This is a genomic window from Mycobacterium sp. 012931 (genome assembly GCF_000419295.1).
GTDB lineage: Bacteria > Actinomycetota > Actinomycetes > Mycobacteriales > Mycobacteriaceae > Mycobacterium > Mycobacterium marinum.
In genome coordinates this window covers 4,249,914-4,274,570 of sequence record NZ_AOPX01000001.1, presented here as the reverse complement: position 1 = coordinate 4,274,570, position 24,657 = coordinate 4,249,914, and the positions used below count along the sequence as shown (strand labels likewise).

Sequence of the window (24,657 nt, the reverse complement as noted above, 5' to 3'; positions counted from 1 at the left end):
GGGCAAGTCCAACTTTGGAGATATCCTCTAGGTCGGAGGTGACGACGGTGGCCGATGACCAAAGCACGACGCAGGCAGTCGTGCCGTCCGTCGAGTCGCCACCGGTGGTAGAGGCGCCCGAGGCGGCGCCGGCTGAGACCCTCAAGACAACCAGCAGCGCCTCCCGTCGGGTGCGTGCCCGGCTGGCCCGCCGGATAACCGCTCAGCGCAGCGCCATCAACCCGGTTCTCGAGCCATTGGTGGCGGTGCACCGCGAGGTGTACCCCAAGGCCGACCTTTCGCTGCTGCAGCGGGCTTACGAGGTCGCCGACCAGCGCCACGCCGGCCAGTTCCGGCATTCCGGTGATCCTTACATCACCCACCCGCTGGCGGTTGCCAACATCCTGGCCGAGTTGGGCATGGACAGCACCACCCTGGTGGCGGCGCTGCTGCACGACACCGTCGAAGACACCGGATACACCCTCGAGGCGCTTTCCGAAGAGTTCGGCGAGGAGGTGGGCCATCTTGTCGACGGGGTGACCAAGCTGGACCGGGTCGTGCTCGGTAGCGCCGCCGAAGGCGAGACCATCCGCAAAATGATCACCGCCATGGCTCGCGATCCGCGGGTGCTGGTGATCAAGGTGGCCGACCGGTTGCACAACATGCGCACCATGCGCTTTCTGCCCCCGGAGAAGCAGGCACGCAAGGCCCGCGAGACATTGGAAGTCATTGCCCCCCTGGCGCATCGACTGGGGATGGCCAGCGTCAAGTGGGAGCTCGAAGACCTGTCGTTCGCCATCCTGCATCCCAAGAAGTATGACGAGATCGTGCGTCTGGTGGCCGGCCGAGCGCCGTCGCGCGACACCTACCTGGCCAAGGTCCGTGCCGAGATCATCGCCACGCTGAGTGCATCGAAGATCAAGGCCACCGTGGAGGGGCGCCCCAAGCACTATTGGTCGATCTACCAGAAGATGATCGTCAAGGGCCGCGACTTCGACGACATCCACGACCTGGTCGGCATCCGCATCCTGTGCGACGAGATCCGGGACTGCTATGCCGCTGTGGGCGTGGTGCATTCGCTGTGGCAGCCGATGGCGGGGCGGTTCAAGGACTACATCGCCCAGCCCAGATACGGTGTGTACCAGTCGTTGCACACCACCGTGGTCGGCCCGGAGGGCAAGCCGCTGGAGGTGCAGATCCGCACCCGCGACATGCACCGCACCGCCGAATACGGCATCGCCGCGCACTGGCGCTACAAAGAGGCCAAGGGCCGCAACGGTGTTCCCCATCCACATGCGGCAGCCGAGATCGACGACATGGCGTGGATGCGTCAACTGCTCGACTGGCAGCGGGAGGCCGCCGACCCGGGCGAGTTCCTGGAGTCGTTGCGTTACGACCTTGCCGTACAAGAGATTTTTGTGTTCACACCCAAGGGTGATGTCATCACCTTGCCCACCGGATCGACACCGGTGGACTTCGCCTATGCGGTGCACACCGAGGTTGGCCACCGCTGCATCGGCGCCAGGGTCAACGGGCGGCTGGTGGCACTGGAACGCCAGCTGGAAAACGGCGAAGTGGTAGAGGTTTTCACCTCCAAGGCGCCCAATGCCGGGCCATCGCGGGACTGGCAGCAGTTCGTCGTCTCGCCACGCGCCGAGACCAAGATCCGGCAGTGGTTCGCCAAAGAGCGGCGTGAGGAGGCGCTGGAGGCGGGTAAGGAGGCGATTGCGCGCGAAGTGCGCCGCGGTGGGCTTCCGTTGCAGCGCTTGGTCAATGGCGAGTCCATGGGGGCGGTTGCCCGTGAGCTGCACTACACCGATGTGTCGGCGCTCTACACCGCCATTGGCGAGGGGCACGTGTCTGCCCGCCATGCCATGCAACGGCTGCTGGCCGAGCTTGGCGGCATCGACCAGGCCGAGGAGGAGCTCGCCGAGCGGGCCACGCCGACCACCATCCCGCGCCGTCCGCGCAGCTCCGACGATGTCGGGGTCTCGGTGCCCGGTGCCCCGGGCGTAATGACCAAGCTGGCTAAGTGCTGCACACCGGTTCCCGGCGACAACATCATGGGTTTTGTGACCCGCGGTGGCGGAGTCAGCGTGCATCGCACCGACTGCACCAACGCGGAGTCGCTCAAACAGCAGTCCGAGCGCATTATCGAGGTGCATTGGGCGCCGTCGCCGTCGTCGGTGTTCCTGGTCGCCATTCAGGTGGAGGCACTGGACCGGCACCGGTTGCTGTCGGATGTGACCCGAGTGCTGGCCGACGAGAAGGTCAACATCCTGTCGGCGTCGGTGACCACCTCGGGTGACCGGGTGGCGATCAGCCGGTTCACCTTCGAAATGGGCGACCCCAAGCACCTGGGGCATCTACTCAACGTCGTGCGCAACGTGGAGGGCGTGTACGACGTCTACCGGGTGACTTCGGCCGCCTAGAGACGGCCTGGAGCCGCCTAGCGGCGGCTACCGAGGCCGTTCACGGCGCTTTCCGGCTAGTCGAGGAACACCGACTTGATGGTCACATCAAGTGCTGGCGGTCCGTCCTCGCCGCCACCGGCGACACCGGCCTTGGCGATCTTGTCCAGCGTTTCCAGCCCGTCGGCTTGGATGGTGCCGAACACGGTGTACTGCGGCGGTAGCTGCGAGTCGCGATAGACCATGAAGAACTGGCTGCTGTTGGTATCCGGGCCGGCATTGGCCATGGCCAGGGTGCCGCGCGGATAGATCACCGGCTGGCGCAGTGCCGGGTCGTTGGGCGGGTACTGGTCGGTGGGGTACTCGTTGGCGAATTGGTAACCCGGACCGCCCGTTCCGTCGCCCTTCGGGTCGCCGCACTGCAGCACCGACAGCGTCGGCGAGGTGGTCAGCCGATGGCACTTGGTGTCCTTGAAGAAGCCCTGCTGCGCCAGGCTGGCGAAACTGTTTACCGTGCAAGGTGATTCGTTGTTGGCCAGCATGAGGCCGACCTTTCCTTGGCTGGTCATCATGCTCGCGCTCACCTGGGCCGGTTCGGTCGGCACCTTGCCCGACCGCGGCGGCTTGGCCGGCTTGGCGGCCTTGTCCAGGGATGCCGGGTATTGGCAGTTGGCACCGAGGTTGGCCGAAGGCTTGAACGCCGGCAGCGGCGGTACCGAGTCGTCGGCGGGTGCAGCGGCGGAGCTGGTCGGCTCGGAACTGCTGGGGCTCGCGGAGGCGGTGGTCTTGTGATCGCCCTTGTTGATCACCACAACGACCACTACGGCGGCGATCACGGCGACCGCGGCCACTGCGCTACCCACGATCATCAGGATCCGCCGGCGCTTGGCCTGCTTGGCGCGGCGCTCCAGCTGCCGCTCTAGTTTGCGCTTGGCTGTGGCACGTCGCTGCTGGTTGGTCGGCACGGCCGATGGCCTCCCTGCTTGTCCGGTGAATCGGGCCGAGTGGCCAGCCCAGGCTAATGTCAGCGCCGAAACCCTTGTCAAGCACCCCACGGTGTTGGCCCATATCGTCGCCGGTCCGCGGGAATGGGAAACTGGGAATCGTGTTGATCACCGGATTTCCCGCCGGCGTGTTGCAGTGCAATTGTTACGTGCTGGCCGAGCGGCCTGGAACGGACGCTATCATCGTCGACCCCGGCCAGCGTGCGATGGGCCAACTGCGTCGCATTCTGGACAAGAACCGGCTGACTCCGGCCGCGGTGTTGATCACCCACGGGCACATCGACCACATGTGGTCCGCTCAGAAGGTCTCGGATACGTTCGGCTGCCCGACCTACATCCATCCCGAGGACCGATTCATGCTCAAAGACCCCATCTACGGCCTGGGGCCGCGGGTGGCACAGCTGTTCGCCGGTGCCTTCTTCCGTGAGCCCAAACAGGTCGTCGAACTGGACTGCGACGGCGACAAGATCGACCTCGGCAACATCTGCGTCAACGTGGATCACACACCCGGGCACACCCGCGGATCGGTGTGCTTTCGGGTGCCGCAGGCGGCCAAAGATGACCGCGACGTCGTATTCACCGGCGACACGCTGTTCGAGCGCTCCATCGGCCGCTCCGATCTGTTCGGAGGCAGCGGCCGTGACCTGCTGCGTTCGATCGTCGACAAGCTGCTGGTGCTCGACGACAAGACCGTGGTGCTTCCCGGGCACGGCAACTCCACCAGCATCGGTGCCGAACGGCGCTTCAACCCGTTCCTGGAAGGGTTGAGCACGTGACGGAATTCTGTGCTCCCAAAGGCGTGCCGGACTACGTGCCACCGGACTCGGCGCAGTTTGTGGCGGTGCGCGACGGCCTGCTGACGGCCGCCCGCCGGGCCGGCTACGGCCACATCGAACTGCCGATCTTCGAGGACACCGCGCTGTTTGCCCGTGGCGTGGGTGAATCAACCGACGTGGTGTCCAAAGAGATGTACACGTTTGCCGACCGTGGTGACCGTTCGGTGACGCTGCGGCCCGAGGGCACCGCTGGGGTGGTGCGGGCGGTGATCGAACACGGCCTGGACCGTGGGGCGCTGCCGGTCAAGCTGTGTTACGCGGGTCCGTTCTTCCGCTACGAGCGTCCGCAGGCCGGCCGGTATCGCCAGTTGCAGCAGGTTGGCGTGGAGGCGATCGGGGTGGACGATCCGGCGCTGGACGCCGAGGTGATCGCCATCGCCGACGCGGGCTTCCGTTCGCTGGGGCTGGACGGGTTCCGGTTGGAAATCACTTCGCTCGGTGATGAGACCTGTCGGCCGCAGTACCGAGAACTGTTGCAGGAGTTTCTGTTCGGTTTGGACCTCGACGATGAGACCCGCCGGCGCGCTGCACTCAACCCATTGCGGGTGCTCGACGACAAGCGCCCGGAGGTGCGGGCGATGACCGCCGAGGCCCCGGTGCTGCTCGACCACCTCTCCGATGTCGCCAAGCAGCACTTTGACACGGTGCTGGCGCATCTGGACGCGCTCAGGGTGCCCTATGTCATCAACCCGCGCATGGTGCGCGGGCTCGACTACTACACCAAGACCACCTTCGAATTCGTGCACGACGGGTTGGGCGCACAGTCCGGCATCGGTGGCGGGGGCCGCTACGACGGCCTGATGAAGCAGTTGGGCGGGCAGGACCTGTCGGGCATCGGGTTCGGGCTGGGTGTCGATCGGACGATGCTGGCGTTGCGCGCCGAAGGCAAGAGCGTGGGGGAGAGCGCCCGCTGCGACGTGTTCGGGGTGCCATTGAGCGAGCAGGCGAAGCTGACGCTGGCGGTGCTGGCCGGGCAGCTCCGGGCCTCGGGTGTTCGCGTCGACCTCGCCTACGGTGACCGTGGGCTCAAGGGCGCGATGCGTGCGGCTGACCGCTCCGGTGCGCGCGTTGCGCTGGTCGCCGGGGATCGCGACATCGAGGCGGGCACGGTCGGGGTGAAGGACCTCGGTACCGGCGAGCAGGTATCGGTGTCGACGGATTCGGTTGTCGACGACGTGATTTCCAAGCTCGGACGCTAGCCCGGCCGCGCCCCCGTCGGGGCGATCGCCGTTCGTGTCGCACCCCCGTGGTAGTATCGAATGTATGTTCGAATTCTGGTACGCCAGTCGTGCGACATCCGAGTCGGCGGCGTTGCTGGATCGGGTGGGTGAGGCCGCGCGGTCAGAGGCGCAGTCAGCGGCCGGGCGCCTGGTGGCGATCGGGGAGTTGTTCGTACTGCGGTGCCGCGAGTCGGGGGAGCGGGCCCAGTGGGCAACCGATACCTGGGAGGCGGTCGCCGCCCAGGTATCGGCCAGGTTGCGCTGCAGCGTGGCGATGGGGGCGAGCTATCTGCGCTATGCGATGGCGATGCGGGATCGGCTGCCGCTGGTCGGCAAGGTGTTCGAGTCCGGTGACATCGACTATCGGAGCTTTCAGACAATTGTGTTTCGCACCGATCTGATCGCCGATGCCGACGTGTTGGCCAAGGTGGATGCCCAGGTGGCGGCGCTGGTATCGCGTCGCCCCTCGCTGACGCGCGGTGGGCTGGGCGCGGCGGTCGACCAGATTGTCACCAAGGTCGATCATGACGCGGTGCGCCAGGCGCACAAGGCGGCCTCGGACCGGTACGTCGACGTCATTGGGAATGGTTCGGGAATGGCCTGGGTGGAGGGCAGTGTGGTTGCCACCGCTGGGCAAGCCCTTGATCGGCGACTCGATGAGTTGGTGGCCACCGTGTGTGCGGCCGATCCGCGCACGCGCAAGCAGCGGCGCGCCGACGCGTTGGGGGCGCTGGCCGCCGGTATCGAGCGGCTGGTGTGCGGTTGTGGGTCGGCTCAGTGCGCGGTGTCGGAACCGGAGCGTTCGAGCAACATCGTGATACATGTCATTGCCGAGCGGGCCAGCGTCGAGGGCGCGGGGACCGCGCCGGGCGTGCTGGCGGGGTCGGAGTGGCTTGTCCCGGCCGAGTTGGTCGCCGAGCTAGCCAAGTCCGCCAGGCTGGTGCCCGTGATCCGGCCGGCCGAGATTGCCGAACCGAGATACACCCCATCGGCGCAACTGGCTGACTTTGTGCGCTGTCGCGACCTCACTTGCCGGGCTCCCGGGTGTGACCGCCCGGCCGCCGACTGCGACGTCGACCACACGGTGCCCTACGCGGCTGGCGGCCTCACGCACCCCTCGAACCTGAAATGCCTATGCCGCAAACACCATCTGCTGAAGACGTTCTGGGGTTGGCGCGACCAGCAGTTGCCCGATGGAACCGTGATCTGGGGTCTGCCCGACGGGCATGTCTATGTCACCACCCCGGGTAGCGCGTGGTTGTTCCCCTCGCTGTGTGCACCCACCGGCCGCGTGCCCACGAGGTCGGCCGCGCAGGGCGCTTGTGGCGACGGTCGGGGCGCGATGATGCCCCAACGGCGTCGCACTCGGGCTCAGCAACGGGCCCATCTGATCGCTACCGAACGCCGTCGCAACCGGCAGGCGCGCCAACCCCGCACCGTGTTCGCGCAGGGTTCGGACTTGCAGACCCGCACCTGCGCCGCTGCCGAGGAACCGCCGCCCTTCTAGCTGGCTCGTTGCGCCGTCAAAGATGCGTGCAAGCGATGTACTTCGTTCTGTGTTGTCGAGCTCAGACGACTATCGCTGCGACCTGAATTCCGGTAGCAAGCCACCTTTCGCGAACTTCATCGAGTTCATGGGCGGGTCGGCGCCGGCTTCATTGCAAACGCCACCGCCGAGACCCGCCTGATGCGCGCTCGACGGGCAGGTCTAGGTGACTATCCCGGGCGGCAAAAGCGAGTTAGTCGGGCGCTTGACTAGAAATCGAACTAGTGTTCGAATATGTGGTATGCGCTGGTGTGCCCAGGCCCTGGCGGTCAACGGGGAGCCCGTCGATGACGGAGCGCTACCCGGGCTGCAGCGCATCGGGTTGGTTCGAAGCGTCCGCTCGCCGCACTTCGAGGGCATGACGTTTCATGAAGTGCTCTGCAAGTCCGCGCTGAACAAGGTGCCCAACGCCGCCGCGTTGCCTTTCCGCTACACCGTCAACGGCTACCGCGGCTGCATGCATGCCTGTCGTTACTGTTTCGCCCGTCCCACCCATGAGTACCTCGACTTCGACTCGGGTGCGGATTTCGATACCCAGATCGTGGTCAAGACCAATGTCGCCGAAGTGCTGCGCCGCGAGTTGCGCCGGCCATCGTGGCGGCGCGAGACCGTCGCGCTCGGCACCAACACCGATCCCTACCAGCGCGCGGAGGGCCGTTACGCGCTGATGCCGGGAATCATTGGCGCGCTCGCCGGATCGGGAACCCCGCTGTCCATCCTGACCAAGGGCACACTGCTGCGCCGGGATCTGCCACTGCTGGACGAGGTGTCCGGGCAGGTGCCGGTGTCGGTGGCCGTGTCGCTGGCCATCGCCGACCCGGACCTGCACAAGGAGATCGAGCCCGGCACGCCGGCCCCGCAGGCCCGGCTGGGTCTGATCGCCGCAATCCGCGACGCCGGTCTGGATTGTCATGTGATGGTTGCCCCGGTACTACCGCACCTCACCGACTCCGCTGCGCACCTCGATCTCTTGCTCGGCCAGATCGCGGCGGCCGGTGCTACCGGTGTCACGGCTTTCGGGCTGCATCTGCGCGGAGCGACGCGCGGTTGGTTCATGTCCTGGCTGGCCCGGGCGCACCCGGACCTCGTCGGCACCTATCGGGAGCTGCATCTGCGCGGCGCCTACTTGCCGCCGTACTACCGCGACATGCTCAGGCAACGCGTGGCGCCACTGGTCGCCAAGCATCGGCTGGGCGGTACCCCGCGCCCGTCCTCGCCGGTCGCCGAAGCGGAGGTCATGCCCGTTCCCGAGCAGGCGACCCTATTTTGACGCGGCGTTAATCACCACGCGGCTTGGTCAGCGTGAATTCGTCGACAACCGTGGTCGCCCCGAACAACCCGGTCACCGCGTAGTGCGTCGCCTTGATCGATGTGTGGCCGCCGGGTTGGCCGGGATCGACATCGAAGGCCGCAAAGCCGTAGGGGTTGTCGTGGTCACGGAACGCCGACCATGGTGCGTCCTCGAGCACGTAGATCGATGGCCGGGACCGCTCGCCGGGATCGTATGGGCCGACCGCGGTCACGACCCGGCAGCGGGGTTCGGGGAAGAACAACTGGTTGCTGGTCAGCGACCGCCCCCCGCAACCGATGACCAGGTGCACCGTTCCCCGGGTCGCGTCGATCACGTCACCGCGGGTGTCCACGGGGATCGGCGTTCGGGTCTGGGTGTCCATCGCGCCGCGCAGCGGATGTGACCGCTCGTAGTGGTGCTCATGGCCGCACAACACGAGATCGACCTCGTATTGGTCGAACAACGGCAGCCACTCCTGTCGGATGCCCAGGTCGGCGCCGTTGAAATGATCGGCGGTCGAGATGGCCGTCTGGTGCATGCACACGATCACCCAGTCGACCGCCGGGTCGCGGCGCGCCGCGGCGAGTTCGGTTTGCAGCCAACGTCTTTGCTCACCACCCGAATAGCCGTGTACGTAGGAGCTGCCGGCGTCCTGAAAACACACATCATCGTTGCTCAGGCTGATCACCCGCACCGAGCCGGCGGTGAAGGAGTACCGCAGCCCGCGCAACTCCTGGCTGGCCCCAGAGTCGGGCACCGAGAAATAGGTTTGGTAGGCGCCGTAACCGATTGGCCCATTGCCCAATTCATTTTCGTGATTGCCGGCCGCGGGCATCCATGGCCGGTAACGCGCTGAACGGCCGTTGGTTTCCAGCCAGTCCGACCAGGTGCGAATGCGGTCGTGTGCCATGTTTGCGTAGCACAGGTCGCCGTTGACTAGGTTGAACAACGGGGCCATGCGCTCGATCGCGATGGTGATGTCGCCCGCGGCAGGCGTTCCGCCGTTGTCGCTCACGTATCGACCGTCGGAGAACCTGCCCAGTGTTGGCATGCCTTGATCCCCGAAGCTGTTGAAGCGCAGCGGTTTTCGCCCCAATGGCGCGGTTCGCACGGTGCCCAGTTGTGGATCCGCGCCGTCGTGGACCGCGGCGTATACGTAGTCGCTATCTGGTGTGAGGTTGGTTAGCCGGGCGTGGTTGACGCGAACCTCGGTATTGGACTTCGCATCCCGATAGGTTCGGGTCTCGGCGCTGACGACGCGGCCGAACCCGGACGCGGGGATTTCCCGCATGACTCGCGGATTCTGGACCGCGTCAACGCTGTGCCACGACACGACGACCTCGGTGGCGGCGTTCTTGCCATATTGCAGATGCAGACCGCCAACCGGTTGCGCGCTGGTGCGATCGGGCTGATACCAGACACTGGGACCGCGCCCGGGCCGCAGCAGTGCCGCCCCGCCCAGGCCGATGCCCGCTCCGACGGCGGCCGACGCAAGACCCGTCGTCAGCAACTTGCGGCGGCTGGGTCCCACGGGTTGCGGGTCATCGGGTTGATCCAGATCGTCGGGCATTACTGCCTTCATACCCCAGTCGGGTTAACACCGGTTGGCTAGTGCAGGTGCGGCTTGAGTAGTGCGGCCTGTCCGATGCGCGCCGGATTCGTCGCCAGCCACTCGCGGGTGGCCTGGTGCGAGCGCGGGATAAGGGTTGCCGATTGCGAGAAGTCGGCTCCGGATATGGATACCGGACAAAGCGGCCGAATGACGCGCAGATCGACGGTCTGCTCGAAGCGCTCGATATCGACGGCGAGGCGGTGGTTGACCGCCAGCGTCATCGCGTGCAGGACCATTGTGACCGCCGAGGCTGGCAAGGTCTGCAGATCGCACGAATAGCCGGTCGGCAATACCCAGATCTTGTCGGCCCCCAGCGCCACCGCGTGCGACACCGGGGTGTTGTTCACCACACCGCCGTCGATGAGCTCACGCCCGTTGATGCTGACCGGGGGGAATATCCCGGGAATGGCTGCGCTGGCTGCGATCGCATCGACGGCGTTGCCGGAGGACAGCAATACGTCGGTGCCGGAGATGACGTCGGTGGCCACCACGTGCAGCGGGATCGGTGCATCCTCGAGATTGGTGAATTCAAGTTCCCTGCTGAGGATGCGCCGCAGACCCGTGTTGGGGACCAAGTGCTGGCGCCGGCCGAGGAAGCCCATCACCCCGGTGACCGGTTGAGTGGGAAATATCTCTTTTCGGGTGAGGGACCGCCACAATCCGGCCAGAGCCCGAATCCCGGCAGCATCGGGCCGCGACGCGATCCACCCACCGTTGAGCGCGCCGACCGAGGTGCCGATGATCAGGTCTGGTGTGATGCCTTCGTCGGCCAAGGCTTGCAGCATCCCGACCTGTATCGCTCCGAGGCTTGCGCCGCCGGACAAGACGAATGCGGTGGTCACGCTTGCATCGTAGGGACGATTACCCGCCATGTCGGACGAATTGCGGACCGCGGCCATCGGTAACGAATCCGGTAGCGTTTTCGATATGACGAACGTGCGAAAGAGGGCGAGCGCGGTCTCAGTGACGGGGGCGGTGGTCGCGATTGCCGCGGTGGTAGCTACGCCCGCGATCGCTCATGCAGATCCAGCTGGGCATCAGGTGACTTACACGGTCACGACCACCAGCGATCTGACCGCCAACATTCAGTACATGAATGTCGATCCGCCCAGCCAGTCGGCGTTTGATGCCGATTCCTCGAAATACCTGACCTCCGTGCACACCCCGATCACCGGCGGCCAACCGTTGGTCTACACGGCCACACTGCAGAACCCGAGTCAGTGGGCCATCGTCACGGCCAGCGGTGGCCTTCGGATCAATCCCGAATTCCACTGCGAGATCGCCGTCGACGGACAGGTGGTGGTGTCGCAGAACGGTGGCAGCGGAGTCACCTGCTCGACCCGGCCGTGGTAACGCTCCGCTAGTCACCGGCCGCCGAGTTCGGCCCCCGCGACCACCACGACTTCGGCCCGTTCGGTGCCGACCGCCCTTAGCTTGTGGCCGACCGAGGCGTCGAAGTAGGCGCTGTCGCCGGTGCCGAGCGTGATGGTCTGGTCGCCGTAGTCGAGTTCGACGCTGCCCGTGTGCACAAAGACGAACTCCTGGCCGGTGTGCTCCGGATGCGGACCGTCGGAGGCGCAGTCCTGCCCGGCGGTCGGCCGAACAACAAACGGCGACATGGTTTTTCCAAGTTGCGTCGACGCCAGCACGTGGTAGCGCCCGGATTAGGGCCCTAGACGGTCGTGGGCGCGGTCGACGGTGATCGTCTCGTGGGCGGACTCGTCTGAGAAGAGCCGCCCGACGTCGACGTCGAGTCCCCGCGCGACCTTGAGCGCCACCGCGATCGAGGGCGTGCTCTGTCCCCGCTCGATCTTGGACAGGTAGCTCTTGGTGAGCCCGGCTCGCTGGGCGAGTTGTTCCAGGGCGAGCCCGCGCTGCCGGCGGACCGCGCGCAGCAGTGCTGTCACTGTCCAGCTCCTAACCCGCCAAAATTCGAGGACACAAAGTTTCCTATAGTGCTACTATCGTGTCATATCAACGATATGCAAGGGAGCCTCGGATGGCAACCACTTTCTCCGATTCCAAGTCCGAATTGATGCGACGGGCCCAGGAACGCCTCGATGCCCAGACGCCCGAATCTCAGCTGACCACCCGGCAAAAGGTCGCGTTGACCTGCCGGGCATTGTTCGACGCCGGCCACGATTCCGGTCTGGCCGGGCAGATCACCGCGCGTGCGCAGCGGCCCGGCACCTATTACACCCAACAACTCGGCTTGAGATTCGACGAGATCACCGAAGACAACTTGCTGTTGGTCGACGAGGACCTCAATGTTCTCGAGGGCTCCGCAATGGCCAACCCGGCAAATCGATTTCACAGCTGGATCTACCGCGAACGGCCGGACGTGCAGTGCATCGTTCATACCCATGGGTTCCACACCGCGGCGTTGTCGATGCTGAAGGTGCCGCTGGTCGTTTCGCACATGGACACCACGCCGCTCTATGACGACTGCGCTTTCCTCGCCGACTGGCCAGGCGTGCCGGTGGGTAACGAGGAAGGCGAGATCATCAGCGCCGCATTGGGAAACAAGAAGGCGATCCTTCTTGCGCACCACGGGCAGTTGATAGCCGGCGTCAGCATCGAGGAGGCCTGCACGCTGGCGGTCCTGATCGAACGCGCCGCCAAACTGCAACTGGCGGCCATGAGTGCGGGAACAATCGCCGAACTACCGGACCAACTGGCCCGCGAGGCTCACGATTGGACCCTGACACCTTCCCGCAGCCGGGCGAACTTTGCCTACTACGCGCGTCGCGCACTGGCCCGTCACCCCGATGCGCTGAGCAGCTGATTGGTCAATCCGTTCACCAAAGCCAAAGGAGCTAGCTATGGCAGAACCTGGTGAGCCCACGATTCACGGGATCATCGCCTACCCGGTCACGCCCTTTACCGCCGAGGGCGACGTCGATGCGCGCCGGCTGGCGGCACTTGTCGATCGGCTGGTGTGCTCGGGAGTCCATGCGATCGCCGCGCTGGGCAGCACCGGGGAACTGGCCTACCTCGACGAGGCCGAGTTCGATACCGCGGTTGACACCGCGGTCGCGGCGGTCAGCGGCCGGCTACCCGTTGTCGTGGGCGTCTCGGATGTCACTACTGCCAAGACCATTCGGCGCGCGCGCTACGCGCAACACGTCGGTGCTGACGCGGTGATGATCCTGCCGGTGTCCTACTGGAAGCTCAACGAACACGAGATCTTCCAGCACTACCGCAGCGTTGGCGACGCCATCACCATCCCGATCATGGCTTACAACAACCCGGCCACCAGCGGTGTGGACATGCGCCCCGAACTGTTGGTCAGGATGTTTGAAAGCATCGACAACCTCACCATGGTCAAGGAGTCCACCGGCGACCTGTCCCGGATGCGGCGCATCGCCGAACTCAGTGGCGGCCGGCTGCCGTTCTACAACGGCTCCAACCCGCTGGTGCTCGACGCGTTGAAAGTTGGTGCCGCCGGATGGTGCACGGCCGCACCCAACTTGTGGCCCCAGCCATGCATCGATCTGTACGAAGCGGTGTGCGCCGGGGATCTGGAGAAGGCCCAGATTCTCTACGACGACCTCAAGCCGCTGCTGGAGTTCATCGTCGCGGGCAGGCTGGCCACCACGGTGAAAGCCGGTCTGGGGCTGCTCGGATTCCCGGTCGGGGATCCGCGCTCGCCGTTGCTGCCGCTCGACGAGCACGGACGGGCCAAGCTGGGCCGCCTACTAGCCGGCTGCTGAGCCGCGAAGCGATTGGTCGGCGTCGGTTGCGTTATTGGGCAACCGATCTCTAGCCCAGGTTGGTGGCGCTGAAGGTGTCACATTTGTTGGGGTCGCCGGTCTGATACCCGACGGTGAACCACTTCTGCCGTTGCGCCGAGGAGCCGTGCGTCCACGTCTCGGGGTTGCTGCGTCCGGCCACCTGCTGCTGGATGCGATCGTCGCCCACCGATGCCGCGGCTGAGAGCGCGTCTTGGATATCCTTGTCGCTCAACGGCTCCAGGAAGGGGACGCCGGTACTTTCTTGCCGGACGGTAGACGCATAGTGTGCCCAGACCCCCGCGTAACAGTCGGCCTGCAACTCGGTGCGCACGCCATTGCCCCCGGCGCCTTTGGCTCCCTGTTGGGCGCGGCCCAGCACGCCCAGCAGGTTCTGCACGTGATGGCCGTATTCATGGGCCACCACGTATTCCTGCGCGAACGGCCCACCACTGGAACCGAATTCGGTGACAAGCAGCTGAAAGAAGTCGGTGTCGAAATATGCCGTCTGGTCCACCGGGCAGTAGAACGGGCCGACTTCGCTGCTGGCCGGCCCGCACCCGGTGCTGACCTGGCCGCTGAATAGGCGCAGATGCGGGCGCGTGTACCGATCGGGCATCAGCTGCGTCCACACCGCGTCCAGAGAGTTTCCGGTGGCCACCACCCGGCACTGCACGTACTTGTTGGCGTCGGCGCCCGTCTTGCACTGGCTCAGGTCGAATCCGGGAGCCACCACGTCGCGGTCGTCCATGGGTTGCTGGCTCAGCACGCCACCCGGATCGACACCGAGAAACATCGCGACCACGACGATCAACAGGCCGCCGATGCCGCCGCCGATGGCCATCCGGCCAAACCCGCCACCGCCCGAGGATGACGTGGCGCTGGTGTCGATCTGCATACCCTCGTTAAAGGTCATCGCACGCTCCAAATCTGGCCCGCCGTCGGGCTGGGCGCTGGGCTACCCGGGCGGCACCAGCCTAACGCTGCTGCGGCACCTCGAACCGGGCGTCGGTGTAACTGCGCAGTTTGCGTAAGAAGCGCCGTAATCCCAGGTTGAGCAGCGGACCGGACAACATCATGCCCAGCCGCGCCGGGCCGGCGGGCTTTTGCGCCATGGTCCAGGTCAGTCGGCAACCGCCCGGGATGACCTCGACCCGGTAATCCTCGGCGAATGCCGCGACGGCCTGCGTCGAGCATTCATTGAACCGAAACGCCATGTGGCTGAACGGCTCCCAGGCGATGAACTCCTCGTTGCCGACCAGGCCCCCGCGCATCTCGACGGTACGTGTGGTGCCGACGCGGAAGGGCGGGGGACTGGTCCAGGTCACCTTGGTGATCACCGGTGCCCAGCTCGGCCAGGACTCCGCGTCGGAAAGCACCTCAAACAGCTGCTCGGGGGTGATGGCGAGGTCGACGCTGTTGCGGTAGAGAAAGGGCGCTTGACCGGAATCCGGTTCGACAAAGCTCAGGTCGACGCGCTCGCACGGGAACATGAACTAGACCCTAACCAGCTATCCGGGTCCGTCGCTGGCTGCGGCCAATAATGGCACCAGCACCTGGCTGATCGGGGTCGCCAGGCCGTGGGCGCGGGCCTTGCGGATGATCACACCGTTGCGCAGGTCCCATTCCAACCGCCGGTGGGCTTCTCGATCGGCCAGGATCGAGGTGCCCATGTCCTCGGGTGCGGATGCGAACAGATCAACCATCTCATCGATCACGTCGTCATCGAGTCGCGCGCCCTCGGCGCGTGCCACCGCCAGACATTCGGCGACGTAGTGACGAGACAGTTCGGCGATGTCGTCGCGCCGGAACATTCCGGAGCGCCGCCCGGACAGCGCCATCAGTCCGGCCAGCGCATTGAGTACGAGTTTGCGCCAGATGACGGTGGTGAAGTCGGGATCGCAGTCCACCCGGCAACCGGCGGCACGCAGCAACCCGGCCAGCGTCTCCGCCGCAGCCCCGGTGGGCAACACCAACGCGGCATCTCCGCGCAACCGTACCCAGCCGCCCGGCTGAGTCTCGGCCGCAAACCACACACTGCCCGCGACGATGGATGAGGACGGACAGTGCGGCTGCACCTGCTCGACTTGTTCGACACCGTTTTGCAGGACGGCTACCACGGTGTGCTCACCACACAGGCGGGCCAGCCATTCGCGCGCGGCGCCGGTCTGAGTGGCTTTGACCGCGAATATCAGCACATCGACCGGTCCGGACAGCTGCTGCGGGTCGGTGTGTACCGGACCGGGCACCACGATCGGAGATGCCCCGTCGGGCCGCAGCTCGATGCTGTCGCGAGCCGTGTGGCCGCACAGCAGCACCGGGTTCCCCGCGGCATGCAGCAGCGCGGCGACCGTCGTGCCGACGGCGCCGGGGCCTACGAGTGCGATTCTGGGTGCGATGCAGCCAAAAGTACCGGGTTGGGTGGGCCAGTGGCCCGGCCCTCTAGACTGAGCAGTCGTTTTAGGTCGTTCCAAAGCCGGGTGAAGGGGAGTGTTTGTGCTGCGTAGCCACGCCGCTGGGGCATTACGGGATAGCGATGCCGGGCGACAGGTGACGCTGGCCGGTTGGGTGGCCCGCCGCCGCGACCATGGCGGCGTCATCTTCATCGACCTGCGCGACGCCTCCGGCATTGCCCAGGTCGTATTCCGCGAAGCCGACGTGTTGGCCCAGGCGCATCGGCTGCGTGCCGAGTTCTGCGTCGCGGTCACCGGTGTCGTCGAGATCCGTCCCGAAGGCAACGCCAACCCCGAGATCGCGACCGGCGACATCGAGGTCAACGCCTCTTCATTGACGGTGCTCGGCGAATGCGCGCCACTTCCGTTCCAGCTCGACGAGCCCGCTGGGGAGGAGTTGCGGCTGAAATACCGCTACCTCGACCTGCGCCGCGACGGTCCGGCATCGGCGATTCGGTTGCGTTCCAAGGTCAATGCCGCCGCCCGCGCGGTGCTGGCCGGACACGACTTCGTCGAGATCGAAACACCGACGATCACCCGCTCCACCCCGGAGGGCGCCCGCGACTTTCTGGTGCCCGCCCGGCTGCACCCGGGCATGTTCTACGCGCTGCCGCAAAGCCCGCAGCTGTTCAAACAGCTGCTCATGGTGGCCGGGATGGAGCGCTATTACCAGATCGCCCGGTGCTACCGCGACGAGGACTTCCGGGCCGATCGCCAGCCCGAGTTCACCCAGCTCGACATGGAATTGAGCTTTGTCGACGTCGAGGACATCATCGCGGTCTCCGAGGAGATCCTGACCGCGCTGTGGGCGCTGATCGGCTACCGGATTCCGACCCCCATCCCACGGATCAGCTACGCCGACGCGATGCGCCGGTTCGGGTCCGACAAACCCGACCTGCGGTTCGGCCTCGAACTCGTGGAGTGCGCAGAGTTCTTCAAAGACACCACATTCCGGGTGTTCCAAGCGCCCTACGTCGGCGCGGTGGTGATGCCCGGCGGAGCCTCGCAGCCGCGGCGCACGCTGGATGGCTGGCAAGAGTGGGCCAAACAGCGCGGTCACCGCGGGCTGGCCTACGTGCTGGTCGGCGAGGACGGGACGCTGGGCGGCCCGGTGGCCAAGAACCTGACCGATGCCGAGCGTGACGGACTGGCCGCTCACGTGGGCGCCAGTCCGGGGGACTGCATCTTCTTCTCGGCGGGACCGGTGAAGGCGTCGCGGGCGCTGCTGGGGGCGGCGCGCATCGAGATCGCCGAGCGGCTCAACCTGATCGACCCCAGCGCCTGGGAGTTCGTTTGGGTGGTTGATCCGCCCCTGTTCGAGCCCGCCGAGGACGCTACCGCCTCCGGCGACGTGGCCGTTGGATCCGGCGCGTGGACGGCGGTGCATCACGCGTTTACCGCGCCCAAGCCAGAGCTCGAAGACCGTATCGAATCGGACCCCGGCAGCGTGTTGGCCGATGCCTACGACATCGTTTGCAATGGCCACGAGATCGGGGGTGGATCGATCCGTATCCATCGTCGCGACATTCAGGAGCGGGTGTTCGCGGTCATGGGTCTGAGCAAGGCTGAGGCCGAAGAGAAGTTCGGCTTCCTGCTGGAGGCTTTCACCTTCGGCGCCCCGCCGCATGGCGGCATCGCGTTCGGGTGGGACCGGGTCAGCACGTTGCTGGCCGGAGCCGATTCGATCCGCGATGTGATCGCGTTCCCCAAAACCGGTGGCGGTGTCGACCCGCTTACCGAGGCCCCCGCGCCGATCACCGCCCAGCAGCGCAAGGAGGCTGGAATAGACGCCAAGCCCAAACAAGTTGAGGGGACATGACGCGAGGGATCCCCGACGCCGAGACGATCAAGGCGTTCAACAGCAACATCGTCGATGAGTTCCGGGCCAATGGGGGCAAGGTGGGCGGCCCGTTCGCCGGCTCGGATCTGTTGCTGCTCACAACCACCGGGGCCAAGTCCGGGCGGCCTCGGCTGGCGCCGCTGGTGTACCTGCGCATCGACGGCAAGATGTTCATCGTCGGTTCCTTCCGCCGGTGCCGATGTCGACCCGGCCTGGGTGCATAACCTCAGGTCCGACGCGCGTGCACACGTCGAGGTGGGTACCGACGCGTTCGACGTGACCGCCCGCGAACTGCCCCCGGCAGAGCGTGACGAGCTTTTTCCGAAGGTGGCCGCCGCCGCGGGGTTCGGCGACTATCAAGCGAAAACCAGCCGGGTAATCCCCCTGTTCGAGCTGCAGCGGGCCTGACCGGGGTATCCGACACGACGTGGAGATTTCGCTACTGACCAGGGCGGCCGACGGAAGTCTCGCGGCCGTCCGGCAGCTGCGCACCGCCTTGTGGTCGATCACGCAGGCGTCGGTGACCGCCGGCCTGGCCTGGTTTCTCACCCACGATGTGCTCGACCACCCGCAGCCGTTCTTCGCACCGATCTCGGCCGCGGTGTGCATGTCGGCGACCAACGGTGCTGCGCGCGCGACGCGCCGTCCAGATGGTTGGCGGGGTGGCGCTGGGCATCGTTGTGGGTGCCGGCGTGCAAGCCGTCCTGGGCACCGGCCCAACCGCGATGGGCGTGGCGGTGTTCGCCGCATTGTCGGTCGCGGTCCTGGCCGTGCGCGGCTTCGTCGTCCAGGGCCTGATGTTCGTGAACCAGACCGCAGTTTCCGCGGTGCTGGTCCTGGTGTTCGCCCCCACCGGCGATGTGGTGGCCGAGCGCCTCTTCGACGCGCTGATCGGCGGGGGATTGGCGCTGGTGGTCGCGATGTTGCTGTTCCCGGCCGATCCGGTGCGGATACTGCGCGACGCGCGTACCGGCGCGCTGGCCGCCCTGCACGACACCCTGGTCGAGGTGATCAAGTTCATCGACAATCCCGGCGGCGCCGCTCCGGACTGGCTGCTGGCCACCTTCGACCGGTTGCACAACCAGCTTGGTGGGCTGATCGAGGCCCGCGCCACGGCGGTCTTGGTGTCGCGGCGGGCGCCCCGGCGGTGGGCCGCCCGCGACGCCATTGCCGACATCGAGCGGCAATCGGCGCGACTGGGGATGCTGGTCAGCGGCGTCTTGAATCTGGTCCGCGCCATCACCCGACTTCCTGAGCAACAGGTACCGCGCCCGGTGCGCATCGCGCTGGCCGAACTGGCCGCCGCGCTGGCCGTCGCCGACGACGAACCAGCGGCCGCGATCGCCCATGCCGCCGCTGCCCGCGATCGGGCCCAAGAATTGCTATCGCAGGCTCGCGACCGCACCGAGGTGGTGCTCGCCGACATCGTGGACGCATGCGGAGTCGATTTACAGCGGGTCATCGACGTACCCGGCGGCGACCATTGAGTAACGTCAACAGGACTTGGCTGACCCCGTCAGAAACTCCTTTGCCAGCCTTTTCGGCGCCTGCGTCAGCCAGGCCTCGGTGAGCAGCTCCTCGAGGCCTATCGCCTCTATCTCGGATAACACCACCAGCACCGCCGGATACCCGTCGAAATGTGGGGTGGTGAAGTACACCGTCGGCTCGTCGGCGACCAGGGCGAACTTCACGCCTTCGTCGGCCACCCGGACGCCGAGAATATCGCCGTCTGGTGGTTGCCTGCCGGAGGCCGCCAAGGCCGCCAAGTCGGACTTGCGCAGCGGTCGCTCCCACGCCAACGGTTTCTTGCCGACCCGCCAGTTGTGCGCAGATCGCTCTTCTGTGAGCGGCGGCTCACTGACGATGCGCGCGACATCGCTCCAGGTCGCCATATGCTGATTGTGCTCCGGATGAGGTGCGCTCGGTGGCGCATTCGCCTGCACCGGACCCAGATGTGTTGTGATCAGCCTTGCTATTACCGGTGTGGTGGCCGTGGTTGACGGTCGAGAAGTCAGGAGTCAGCTCTTGTCGTTGCTTTCCGACGCGTTGTTCGGCTCCCCGGACACCAAGCGCTATCGCGTCACGCACCGCACCGAATACCGCTACTCGGACATCGTGACCAGCTCCTACGGACGCGGGTTTCTGACCCCACGCGACTCGCTGCGGCAGCGTTGCGTCACACACCAAATCACCATTGATCCGACGCCGGCGGACAGCTCCACCAGCCGCGACACCTACGGCAACATCAGCTCCTATTTCCATGTCACCGAACCGCACCGGGTGCTGGGCATCACCAGCGACTCCATCGTCGACGTGGCACCGCCGGATTCCGGCCTCTACACCAGCGGGCCGGCATTGCTGCCCTGGGAAGCGGCCCGGCCCAGCGGCATGCAAGGGGCGCTGGCCGTCGACTTCGCGCTGGACCTGGATCCCGCCGAGATCACCGACGAGGTACGTGAGTACGCGGCCGTCAGTTTCCTGCCGGAACGTCCGTTGGTGGAGGCGCTGCGCGATCTCACCACGCGGATCTACAACGACTTCACCTACCGATCCGGGTCGACCACGGTTTCCACCCGAGTCAATGAGGTTCTGCAGGCGCGCGAAGGGGTATGCCAAGACTTTGCGCGGCTGGCGATCGCCTGCCTGCGAGCCAACGGGTTGGCGGCCTGCTACGTGTCCGGGTATCTGGCCACCGACCCACCGCCGGGAAAGGATCGGATGATCGGTATTGACGCCACCCACGCCTGGGCAGCGGTGTGGACACCCCAACAACCAGGCCAGTTCGAGTGGATGGGGCTGGACCCCACCAATGACCAGCTGGTCGATGAGCGCTACATCGTGGTAGGCCGGGGCCGGGACTATGCGGATGTGCCGCCGGTGCGCGGCATCATCTACACCAATTCGGAACACAGCGTGATCGACGTCGGTGTGGACGTGGTGCCGTTCGAAGGTGATGTGCTCGATGCGTGATTTCCACTGTCCCAACTGTGGCCAGCGCCTGACCTTCGAGAACTCCGCGTGCCTGTCGTGCGGCAGCGCGCTGGGCTTCTCCCTGGACCAGATGGCGCTGATGGTCATCACCGGGCGCGACCAAAGCGAACACGCCGGCGCGGTGGCCGCCGACGATTACCAGCTGTGCAAGAACCTGCACCTGGCCGAATGCAACTGGCTGGTTCCAGTCGGTCAGCGCGACGGTCTGTGCGAGTCCTGCGTACTGACCGTGCTGCGGCCCCACGACGGCGACACCGTGGGACTCACGGAGTTCGCCCGCGCCGAGGCGGCCAAGCGGCGGCTGATCGCCGAACTGCACGAGCTGAAGTTGCCCATCATCGGACGTGACGAGGATCCCGCCTACGGACTGGCATTCCGGCTGCTGTCCAGTGCCCACGAGAATGTGATCACCGGGCACGAAGACGGAGTCATCACCCTGGATCTGGCCGAGGGCGACGACGTGCACCGCGAACAACTCCGCGTCGAGATGGAGGAGCCCTACCGCACCCTGCTGGGCCACTTCCGCCACGAGATCGGGCACTACTACTTCTATCGGCTGATTGCCCCCTCCGATGACCATCTGGCGCGATTCAGGGAGTTGTTCGGGGACCCGGACGCCGACTACCAGGCTGCGCTAGACCGGCACTACAGCGACGGCGCCCCGGAGAATTGGCAGGAACGGTATGTGTCGTCGTATGCCACCATGCATCCCGCCGAGGACTGGGCGGAGACGTTCGCGCATTACCTGCACATCCGCGACACCCTGGACACGGCGGCCTGGTGCGGTTTCGCGCCGGCATCGGCAACCTTTGATCGGCCGGCGTTGGGCCCCAGCGCCTTTCCCACCATCATCGACATGTGGCTGCCGCTGTCGTGGTCGTTGAACATGGTCAACCGGTCCATGGGGCACGATGACCTGTATCCATTTGTGCTACCGGTCGCGGTCCTGGAGAAGATGCGATTCGTCCATACGGTCGTCGACCAGGTGACGCAAGCTCCGTGCGGTCCCGCCGCACTCAGCGGTTAGGGGAGGGCCTCGTGCCCGCCTGCTTAGGCGGGCATCGTCCGTCGTTCCTCGGGCCCCCACAGCGGCTGCATGCCGCCGGGCAGGGCCAGCTGGGTGTCGGTGATGACTTCGGCCAGCTCGCGCAGCGAAACGTGGATGCCGTTCAACAGTTCGGCCAACTCGGTGCGCCGCCCGTCGGTGATTTCTTCCAGCTCGGCCGGATGCGACCGGCGTAGCCGGGCGCTGATCTCATCCACCATTCGCTCGGGGCGCGAGGAGCCCGAGGTGCCGGGCAGATCCTTGAGATTGGCCCGCAGCCGCTCCAACTGGTAGATGAGCGAACGCGGATTGTGCGCGTCGAAAAGCATCAATTCATTGACGGCGGTAACGCTGAACTTTCCGACGGTGCGGCGCCGGTAGATCACCGACGACTCACAGACTTCCAGCGTCGACTCGATGATGGTCTGCTCGGCGACGACGCCGCGCACCGTGGTCAGGGTGTCCGCCAGCAGCGCGGTCAGCCACAGGCCCCGTTCGATGCGCTTGCCGATGTCCATCATGGTCCAGCCCACGTCGCGCACCATCGATTCGCTGGCCACCCCGGAGAGGGTGAGCATCCCGGCCAGCGTTTGCGCCTGGGCCTCGGCCAGTAGCCCATCGGCTTCGGCCAGCGACTGTGGCGGATCCGACCTGAGTGTGACGGCGCGTTCCACGTCGGCCAGCACTATCCAGGTGTCGTTGGACAACTGGTCGCGCACCGCCCGTGCGGCCAGCGCCAGTCCCTCCACCGACTGAACCAGCGAGCCCGGCCACTCCAGGTCCACCGTCATCGACCACAGCATCGAGGGAGCGACGGCGATCATTTCGGCGTGGTCGTTGGCGGCCCCGGTATCGGTCCCGGTGATGTTGCCGAGCGCGGCCATCAGCACCGGCACGCATTCGGATTCCTCGGTGTCCTGATGGTGTCGGAACAGGTGATAGCGCTCGCGGGCGACCATCAGCAGGCGGGCCATGTTCTCGGCGCGCTCGCCATAGCGGCCCATCCAGAACAGGTCGGAGAGCACGCGAGGGGAACTGACCCCCAGGGTGCCCGCACCGGTCTTGATCGGCACCAGCGCCGACGGCTCCAATATCGGCTGCACAATCGGGCCGGTGACCGGCGCCGCAACGGTCTCGACGATGGCGCGTTCGGTCGGGCGGACCCAAATATCTTTTGCTGCAACCGATCTCAGCGTGTACGCGGCCGGTCCGGGCGCCAGGACATAGCCCAGGCCACCGATCATCGGCGAGTAACCGCTGCGCTGTGCGACGGTGAACAACCGCATGCCAACCCCGGCTGAAGACAGAACACCCGCGTGATCGGTGGGCGCCGAGGAGAAGGCCGGGAGCTCCTGTCCCACCCACTGCCAGGGCATCGCTTCGATTCGCGCGGCCAACTCGGCCAGCTGCGCGGATGAGAGCGTCGGCCCGACCCGGGTCTTCCCCCCGACGGTGGACTTGATCAGCAGCGACGACAGATTCGCCAAAAGGTGGGAACGCTCGGTGGCGATGCCACCCCAGTACATGGGCGCGCTCTGCAGCATCGGTTCCTCACCCAGCAGGCGCTCGGCCAGCCCCGGCAGGAAACGCATCAGGCCGGGGCTCTCCAGGATGCCGCTGCCCAGCGTGTTGACCACGGTCACGGCACCGCGGTGTTGCGCCTCGACCAGACCCACCACGCCGAGCCGGGAATCGGCACGAAGATCCAACGGGTCCGCGTAGGCGGCGTCGACCCGGCGCAGCACCACGTCGACGCGTTTGAGCGTCCCCAGCGAGCGCATCCAAAGCTTGCCGTCGCGGACCACCAGATCCGCGCTCTCTACCAGCGGGAAACCCAGCAGTGTAGCCAGGTAGGCCTGGTCGAACGCGGTCTCCGAATAGATGCCCGGGCTGAGCACCACGACCACCGGGTCCTGGGCGACGTCGGGCGCCGCATCGATCAGCGCCAGACGCAACGCCTGCGCGAACGGCGTGGTCGGCCGGGGCGCGATGTTCTCGTACAGATCGGGGATGGCGTGGGCGACCACGCGCCGGTCGGCCAGCGCATAGCCGGCTCCCGAAGGCGCCTGGGTCCAGTCGGCGTTGACCTGGTAGCTGCCGTCGGGTATCCGGCTGATGTCGCAGCCGTGCAGGAAAAGTTGATGATGCCCAGGCACCTCGATGCCATTGGCGCCGCGCACATAGGCGGGATGGCCGAAGACCAGTTCGGATGGCAGCAGACCCTCGGTGAGTAACCTGCGCGGGCCATACAGGTCCGCGAGCACCGCATCGAGCAGGCGCGACCGTTGCACGAGTCCGGCTTCGAGAACTTCCCAGTCCTGAGCGGACACCACCAGCGGCAGCGTGTCCAGACGCCACGGTCCGGGCTCCAGCCCGTGCACGCCGTGATCCTCGCGCCCGGAATCGACTCCGGTGTAGGTGATGCCGTCGTGGTCGATCAGGCTGTGCACCACCGAACGCAGCCGGTCCAGGCCGGTTCGCCCGCGTTCGGCGACCGCGTCGGCCAGCTCGGTCCAGGCCGGCCGCACATTGCCGTCGGCGTCGACGAACTCGTCGTAACCGATGCCCGGGCTGTCGCGCACATCGAACAGTGCTTCCTGAGCACGCGCGGTGCGGTAGCCGGCCAGCAGCCGGTCGACGTCGTAGGGTTCGGCGGCGGCAACAGCCGCCGGCCTACTCATGCCAAGTACCATCACGC

19 protein-coding genes and 3 pseudogenes are annotated in these 24,657 nt (G+C 66.1%); 13 read left to right on the top strand and 9 right to left on the bottom strand.

Annotated features, from left to right (window positions below; genetic code table 11):
• Window positions 1-47: 47 nt before the first annotated feature.
• On the top strand, window positions 48-2,411 hold the full coding sequence (locus MMSP_RS18715) for a bifunctional (p)ppGpp synthetase/guanosine-3',5'-bis(diphosphate) 3'-pyrophosphohydrolase (protein WP_020787890.1): 2,364 nt from the start codon (window positions 48-50) through the stop codon (window positions 2,409-2,411).
• A gap of 56 nt (window positions 2,412-2,467) precedes the next feature.
• Here the strand turns inward: MMSP_RS18715 and MMSP_RS18710 are convergent, their stop codons facing one another.
• Window positions 2,468-3,355 carry a peptidylprolyl isomerase gene (locus MMSP_RS18710; RefSeq protein WP_020787889.1) on the bottom strand — a complete coding sequence of 296 codons (888 nt, stop codon included), beginning with the start codon at window positions 3,353-3,355 and terminating at the stop codon, window positions 2,468-2,470.
• A 140-nt stretch (window positions 3,356-3,495) separates the two neighbouring features.
• Here MMSP_RS18710 and MMSP_RS18705 point away from each other — a divergent pair, with 140 nt between their 5' ends.
• The 4 genes from MMSP_RS18705 (at window position 3,496) to MMSP_RS18690 (ending at window position 8,266) form a co-directional block, all read left to right on the top strand.
• Window positions 3,496-4,170: an MBL fold metallo-hydrolase gene (locus tag MMSP_RS18705; protein WP_020787888.1), complete on the top strand. Its 675-nt coding sequence runs from the start codon at window positions 3,496-3,498 to the stop codon at window positions 4,168-4,170.
• A complete protein-coding gene (hisS, locus tag MMSP_RS18700; RefSeq protein ID WP_015355863.1) occupies window positions 4,167-5,429 on the top strand; it encodes a histidine--tRNA ligase in 1,263 nt (420 codons plus the stop codon). The genes MMSP_RS18705 and hisS overlap by 4 nt, the downstream gene beginning before the upstream one ends.
• A gap of 64 nt (window positions 5,430-5,493) precedes the next feature.
• The gene (locus MMSP_RS18695; RefSeq protein ID WP_020787887.1) at window positions 5,494-6,957 is read left to right on the top strand and encodes an HNH endonuclease signature motif containing protein; all 1,464 of its coding nucleotides are present in this window, start codon (window positions 5,494-5,496) and stop codon (window positions 6,955-6,957) included.
• A gap of 280 nt (window positions 6,958-7,237) precedes the next feature.
• Window positions 7,238-8,266: an Rv2578c family radical SAM protein gene (locus MMSP_RS18690; RefSeq protein WP_020787885.1), complete on the top strand. Its 1,029-nt coding sequence runs from the start codon at window positions 7,238-7,240 to the stop codon at window positions 8,264-8,266.
• A gap of 7 nt (window positions 8,267-8,273) precedes the next feature.
• Here MMSP_RS18690 and MMSP_RS18685 read toward each other — a convergent pair whose 3' ends face one another.
• Window positions 8,274-9,857 carry a metallophosphoesterase family protein gene (locus tag MMSP_RS18685; RefSeq protein ID WP_020787884.1) on the bottom strand — a complete coding sequence of 528 codons (1,584 nt, stop codon included), beginning with the start codon at window positions 9,855-9,857 and terminating at the stop codon, window positions 8,274-8,276.
• 38 nt (window positions 9,858-9,895) lie between these two features.
• Window positions 9,896-10,741 carry a patatin-like phospholipase family protein gene (locus MMSP_RS18680; RefSeq protein WP_036427405.1) on the bottom strand — a complete coding sequence of 282 codons (846 nt, stop codon included), beginning with the start codon at window positions 10,739-10,741 and terminating at the stop codon, window positions 9,896-9,898.
• 28 nt (window positions 10,742-10,769) lie between these two features.
• Between MMSP_RS18680 and MMSP_RS18675 the strand changes: the two genes are divergently transcribed.
• Complete coding sequence (locus MMSP_RS18675) at window positions 10,770-11,252, top strand: hypothetical protein (protein ID WP_174524046.1); 483 nt, start codon at window positions 10,770-10,772, stop codon at window positions 11,250-11,252.
• Between the two features lie 11 nt (window positions 11,253-11,263).
• On the opposite strand, the pseudogene MMSP_RS18670 reads toward MMSP_RS18675, so the two are convergent.
• Window positions 11,264-11,806, bottom strand: a pseudogene (locus tag MMSP_RS18670) (helix-turn-helix domain-containing protein).
• A 92-nt stretch (window positions 11,807-11,898) separates the two neighbouring features.
• On the opposite strand from MMSP_RS18670, the gene MMSP_RS18665 reads away from it, so the two are divergent.
• On the top strand, window positions 11,899-12,684 hold the full coding sequence (locus MMSP_RS18665; protein WP_020787880.1) for an aldolase: 786 nt from the start codon (window positions 11,899-11,901) through the stop codon (window positions 12,682-12,684).
• 37 nt (window positions 12,685-12,721) lie between these two features.
• Entirely contained in the window at window positions 12,722-13,612 is an 891-nt protein-coding gene (locus MMSP_RS18660; protein ID WP_020787879.1) for a dihydrodipicolinate synthase family protein, read from the top strand.
• A gap of 49 nt (window positions 13,613-13,661) precedes the next feature.
• Here MMSP_RS18660 and MMSP_RS18655 read toward each other — a convergent pair whose 3' ends face one another.
• The 3 genes from MMSP_RS18655 to MMSP_RS18645 form a co-directional block, all read right to left on the bottom strand.
• Window positions 13,662-14,546 carry a neutral zinc metallopeptidase gene (locus MMSP_RS18655; RefSeq protein ID WP_015355855.1) on the bottom strand — a complete coding sequence of 295 codons (885 nt, stop codon included), beginning with the start codon at window positions 14,544-14,546 and terminating at the stop codon, window positions 13,662-13,664.
• 61 nt (window positions 14,547-14,607) lie between these two features.
• Window positions 14,608-15,123 carry an SRPBCC family protein gene (locus tag MMSP_RS18650; RefSeq protein WP_020787878.1) on the bottom strand — a complete coding sequence of 172 codons (516 nt, stop codon included), beginning with the start codon at window positions 15,121-15,123 and terminating at the stop codon, window positions 14,608-14,610.
• Window positions 15,124-15,141: 18 nt separating this feature from the next.
• The gene (locus tag MMSP_RS18645) at window positions 15,142-16,029 is read right to left on the bottom strand and encodes an oxidoreductase (protein ID WP_231395687.1); all 888 of its coding nucleotides are present in this window, start codon (window positions 16,027-16,029) and stop codon (window positions 15,142-15,144) included.
• 91 nt (window positions 16,030-16,120) lie between these two features.
• On the opposite strand from MMSP_RS18645, the gene aspS reads away from it, so the two are divergent.
• The 3 genes and pseudogenes from aspS to MMSP_RS18630 all read left to right on the top strand — a co-directional run bounded on the left by aspS (window position 16,121) and on the right by MMSP_RS18630 (window position 19,410).
• Window positions 16,121-17,902 carry an aspartate--tRNA ligase gene (gene aspS / locus MMSP_RS18640; RefSeq protein WP_012393924.1) on the top strand — a complete coding sequence of 594 codons (1,782 nt, stop codon included), beginning with the start codon at window positions 16,121-16,123 and terminating at the stop codon, window positions 17,900-17,902.
• A pseudogene (locus tag MMSP_RS18635) lies at window positions 17,899-18,331 on the top strand (nitroreductase family deazaflavin-dependent oxidoreductase). Before aspS ends, MMSP_RS18635 begins: the two are co-directional and overlap by 4 nt.
• A gap of 19 nt (window positions 18,332-18,350) precedes the next feature.
• Window positions 18,351-19,410: pseudogene (locus MMSP_RS18630) on the top strand (aromatic acid exporter family protein).
• A 6-nt stretch (window positions 19,411-19,416) separates the two neighbouring features.
• Here MMSP_RS18630 and MMSP_RS18625 read toward each other — a convergent pair.
• Window positions 19,417-19,815: an MmcQ/YjbR family DNA-binding protein gene (locus tag MMSP_RS18625; RefSeq protein WP_020787873.1), complete on the bottom strand. Its 399-nt coding sequence runs from the start codon at window positions 19,813-19,815 to the stop codon at window positions 19,417-19,419.
• A gap of 133 nt (window positions 19,816-19,948) precedes the next feature.
• Here MMSP_RS18625 and MMSP_RS18620 point away from each other — a divergent pair, with 133 nt between their 5' ends.
• On the top strand, window positions 19,949-20,893 hold the full coding sequence (locus MMSP_RS18620) for a transglutaminase family protein (protein WP_086084675.1): 945 nt from the start codon (window positions 19,949-19,951) through the stop codon (window positions 20,891-20,893).
• Window positions 20,886-21,941, top strand: a complete 1,056-nt coding sequence (locus MMSP_RS18615) for a putative zinc-binding metallopeptidase (protein WP_015355849.1) — start codon at window positions 20,886-20,888, stop codon at window positions 21,939-21,941. Before MMSP_RS18620 ends, MMSP_RS18615 begins: the two co-directional genes overlap by 8 nt.
• 23 nt (window positions 21,942-21,964) lie before the next feature.
• On the opposite strand, the gene MMSP_RS18610 is transcribed toward MMSP_RS18615, so the two are convergent.
• Window positions 21,965-24,640 (bottom strand): circularly permuted type 2 ATP-grasp protein, encoded by a 2,676-nt coding sequence (locus MMSP_RS18610; protein ID WP_020724911.1) that lies wholly within the window; start codon window positions 24,638-24,640, stop codon window positions 21,965-21,967.
• Window positions 24,641-24,657 lie beyond the last annotated feature (17 nt).

Bases quoted from the DNA above. Each gene is read 5' to 3' on its own strand.
- MMSP_RS18660 (WP_020787879.1), top strand. From the start codon at position 12,722: ATGGCAGAACCTGGTGAGCCCACGATTCACGGGATCATCGCCTACCCG.
- MMSP_RS18655 (WP_015355855.1), bottom strand. From the start codon at position 14,546: ATGACCTTTAACGAGGGTATGCAGATCGACACCAGCGCCACGTCATCC.
- MMSP_RS18625 (WP_020787873.1), bottom strand. From the start codon at position 19,815: ATGGCGACCTGGAGCGATGTCGCGCGCATCGTCAGTGAGCCGCCGCTC.
- MMSP_RS18695 (WP_020787887.1), top strand. From the start codon at position 5,494: ATGTTCGAATTCTGGTACGCCAGTCGTGCGACATCCGAGTCGGCGGCG.
- MMSP_RS18675 (WP_174524046.1), top strand. From the start codon at position 10,770: ATGTCGGACGAATTGCGGACCGCGGCCATCGGTAACGAATCCGGTAGC.
- MMSP_RS18615 (WP_015355849.1), top strand. From the start codon at position 20,886: ATGCGTGATTTCCACTGTCCCAACTGTGGCCAGCGCCTGACCTTCGAG.
- MMSP_RS18665 (WP_020787880.1), top strand. From the start codon at position 11,899: ATGGCAACCACTTTCTCCGATTCCAAGTCCGAATTGATGCGACGGGCC.
- MMSP_RS18650 (WP_020787878.1), bottom strand. From the start codon at position 15,123: ATGTTCCCGTGCGAGCGCGTCGACCTGAGCTTTGTCGAACCGGATTCC.
- MMSP_RS18690 (WP_020787885.1), top strand. From the start codon at position 7,238: ATGCGCTGGTGTGCCCAGGCCCTGGCGGTCAACGGGGAGCCCGTCGAT.
- MMSP_RS18685 (WP_020787884.1), bottom strand. From the start codon at position 9,857: ATGCCCGACGATCTGGATCAACCCGATGACCCGCAACCCGTGGGACCC.
- MMSP_RS18610 (WP_020724911.1), bottom strand. From the start codon at position 24,640: ATGAGTAGGCCGGCGGCTGTTGCCGCCGCCGAACCCTACGACGTCGAC.